At 50.0% G+C, this 3,034-nt stretch carries 3 protein-coding genes and 1 pseudogene; 2 read left to right on the top strand and 2 right to left on the bottom strand.

Annotated features, from left to right (window positions below):
* Window positions 1-228: pseudogene (locus B3180_RS05960) on the bottom strand (S9 family peptidase); the annotation flags it as partial.
* Window positions 229-288: 60 nt separating this feature from the next.
* Entirely contained in the window at window positions 289-1,296 is a 1,008-nt protein-coding gene (locus B3180_RS05955) for a DPP IV N-terminal domain-containing protein (RefSeq protein ID WP_286843526.1), read from the bottom strand.
* Between the two features lie 138 nt (window positions 1,297-1,434).
* Here B3180_RS05955 and alr point away from each other — a divergent pair, with 138 nt between their 5' ends.
* The gene (gene alr / locus B3180_RS05950; RefSeq protein WP_286843524.1) at window positions 1,435-2,526 is read left to right on the top strand and encodes an alanine racemase; all 1,092 of its coding nucleotides are present in this window, start codon (window positions 1,435-1,437) and stop codon (window positions 2,524-2,526) included.
* Between the two features lie 152 nt (window positions 2,527-2,678).
* On the top strand, window positions 2,679-3,034 hold a 356-nt coding region (locus B3180_RS05945), incomplete at its 3' end, for a cytochrome ubiquinol oxidase subunit I (protein ID WP_286843522.1).

Genomic DNA, 3,034 nt, shown 5'->3' with positions numbered 1-3,034 from the left:
ATAGCGCGACTCATAGCGAATTTCGTGAACTTCACCCAACTCACGGTGACCAAGCAGGTCTTCATTAAGCTGAGTAAACTGAACCGCTTCGCCATCTTGTGGCTGATAACCGACATCGGCGGGGCGATATTCGGACCCCTTGGTGTAGGCAATGGCGCCAGTTTTTGAGGCAGTAAACGAGCCCATGGTATAAGGGCGGCTGACATAAACACCGGAAACGTTATCCACTCGGTTTGTCAGTTCATTGTTCAATGTGACATCAGCAACAACGGTTTTGCCCTGGTCGGCTTATGAAACCGCCAGTGATTCATTGCCCGTCCACTGTGGCGAGCTGAAAGAACGGTCAAAGTCAGCTTGAAGTTCTGTCTCTGAGCGTTCGCTCCAGTCCATGACCCACAATTGTGACTTATGGTAAGGCACCGGCTCGTTAGAGCTGTGTAAGTAAGCCAGACGCTCGCCGTCAGGAGAGAACTGCGGCGACGACTCGCGGCCGGGCTTGTCAGTGACCTGCGCCACTTCTTTTGAGCTCAGGCTGACGCTGTAAAGGTCGCTTTCATTCACCTGGTAAGCCCAGTCTTCCGAGCGGTTGCCGGAAAATACGATATGGCTGTCGCCTTCTGTCCAGGCCAGTGGGCCGCCATGTCGGTAAGGGCCATCGGTCAGCTGGCGTGCACTGCCACCCTCAGCCGGAACCACGAAGAGTTGTGTGTGCGCCGGTTCCAGAACACCTTTACCGTCGCGCTGATAATAAGCTTCTTCAACAATAATAGGCGATTTGGACCACTTCGCGCCTTTGGGTTTAGCTGGCTTTTTTACGCTTTTAGCAAAGGGCGTAGGTTCAGATTTAACCGACATGGTAAATGCCAGTTGAGTATCGTCGTTAGACCAACTAATGCTGCCCGGGCTCTCGCTTACGTGAGTGACTTTAGCGGTGCGCTGTTCTTTAATCCAGTGCACATGAATTTGGTTCTTTTCCGAGCGATTAGACGCAAAGGCAAGACGAGTGCCGTCGTTTGACCAGGCCAGACTGCCGTAGTTGTATTTATCATCAAAAATCGGTAAATGTTGACCGGTTTCGGTATCAATCAGCCATAATGATCGACGAGTATTGTCTTTCATATCATCGAAGCTGTTGCGTATGTACGCAATGTATTTACCGTCAGGAGAGATACTGACTTGGTTGGCGTACTCGAGCTGGAAAATGTCTTCAGCCTTGAATGTATCGTCTGATAACGCTGGAGCGGAAGTAAAAAGTAGCATTAAGCTACCGGCAATGACGGATTGTTTTAACCACATTGTTGTTCTCCTTTTAAGTATAGCTTTACGTTACTGAAGCTGACGAGGTGATGCAAAGAGTTCCGTTCAAGTTGGCAGAAAATACGGTAAACTGAAAACCTTTTCCGAATGTTGTCAAAAAATTTAGAAGGAAAGCCCATGCACTACCGCCAAACTCGCGCAGAAATATCGCCCGCTGCAATAGCGCATAACGCTAAGTGGGTGCGTAAGACGATGGCTGGCGGGAAATTGCTAGGAGTTGTTAAAGCCGATGGCTACGGGAATGGTGTTGAGCCCGCAGTAAAGGCGCTAGAACCGCATGTGGACGGCATGGCTGCTGGGTTCATGGAAGAAGCGCTAGCCGTTCGGGAATGCGGATACAAAGGGCCGTTGGTTATTTTAGAGGGCTGCTTTTCCTCGTCTGAACTTAGGGTTTGTGCAGAAAACAACTTAAGCCCGGTGGTGCATTGCGAGCAGCAATTACTAGACATAGAGGCGGGAGCTTTAAGTAAACCATTAGGTGTGTGGTTAAAGGTCGATACCGGCATGCACCGCTTGGGCTGGTCTGAAGAGCAAGCCCTGCAAGCATTGCAGCGCTTAAATGCCAGTAACAATGTGGCTGGCGTAACGCTCATGTCACACTTGGCTAACGCTGATGCGAACCATCGCCTGAATGCAGAGCAAAAACAACAGTTCTGTCAGTTATCGGAAGCGCTCAATGGCTATCAGGCGCGCAGCTTCCATAATTCGGCAGGCTTACTGAACCCTGATACAAAGTGGTCACTTCAGGAAAATGACTGGGCCCGTGCAGGTTTATTGCTTTACGGCGTAAACCCCTCGAATGTGACCGAAGTACAGTCGGCGCTAAAACCCTCGATGCGGCTGGTCGCCCCGGTCATTGCATTGCATCAGCTGGAAAAGGGTGAGTCGGTCGGCTATGGCAGCGCCTGGAGTGCTGAGCGACCAACGGTCATTGCAACGGTGGCTATGGGCTATGCGGACGGTTATCCGCGACAGGCGAAAAATGGCACACCAGCAATGATCCGAGGCAAACGTGTCACTTTAGCCGGGCGAGTCTCTATGGACATGTTGACGATAGATGTCACGGGCATTGAGGGTGTGCAGTTGGGTGACGATGTTGAGCTGTGGGGGCCGAACGTTGATGTGCGACAGGTTGCGGCCTGCGCAGATACTATTTCCTGGCATTTACTGACCGGCGTCAGCGGACGTGTTCCGCGGGTCGTTGTTTAAAAGACTCAACTTCTGAGTATTAGCCATACAAATTAGCCATACAAAAAGTATGGCAATTATTAGTATTTATCCTACAAGCTTTACATCTTTGACCCTGATCTTTGTCAACAAAGGCGTATACTTAAGACAAACCTCAGTTAAGGGTGTTTGCTATGTTCGAAAGTTTCGATGCATTGTTTCTGGCGCGCTTTCAGTTCGCTTTTACGATAGCGTTCCACATTATTTTTCCTGCGTTCACCATCGGTGTGGCCAGCTACCTGGCGGTACTGGAAGGCCTTTTCTTAAAAACACGAAATCCGGTTTATCAGAAACTATTCCGTTACTGGGTCAAAATATTCGCCGTTGCTTTTGGTATGGGCGTGGTCTCAGGCATTGTGATGAGTTACCAGTTTGGTACTAACTGGTCGGTATTCTCGGACAAAGCAGGGCCGGTTATCGGACCGTTAATGGGTTACGAAGTACTGACTGCGTTCTTCCTTGAAGCCGGGTTCTTGGGTGTCATGCTGTT

Source organism: Idiomarina sp. UBA4206, assembly GCF_002383015.1.
GTDB classification, from domain to species: Bacteria; Pseudomonadota; Gammaproteobacteria; order Enterobacterales; family Alteromonadaceae; genus Idiomarina; species Idiomarina abyssalis.
Note: the sequence above shows the minus strand (reverse complement) of the source record. Positions and strands in the feature narration are given on the sequence as shown.

Bases quoted from the DNA above. Each gene is read 5' to 3' on its own strand.
- B3180_RS05955 (WP_286843526.1), bottom strand. From the start codon at position 1,296: ATGTGGTTAAAACAATCCGTCATTGCCGGTAGCTTAATGCTACTTTTT.
- alr (WP_286843524.1), top strand. From the start codon at position 1,435: ATGCACTACCGCCAAACTCGCGCAGAAATATCGCCCGCTGCAATAGCG.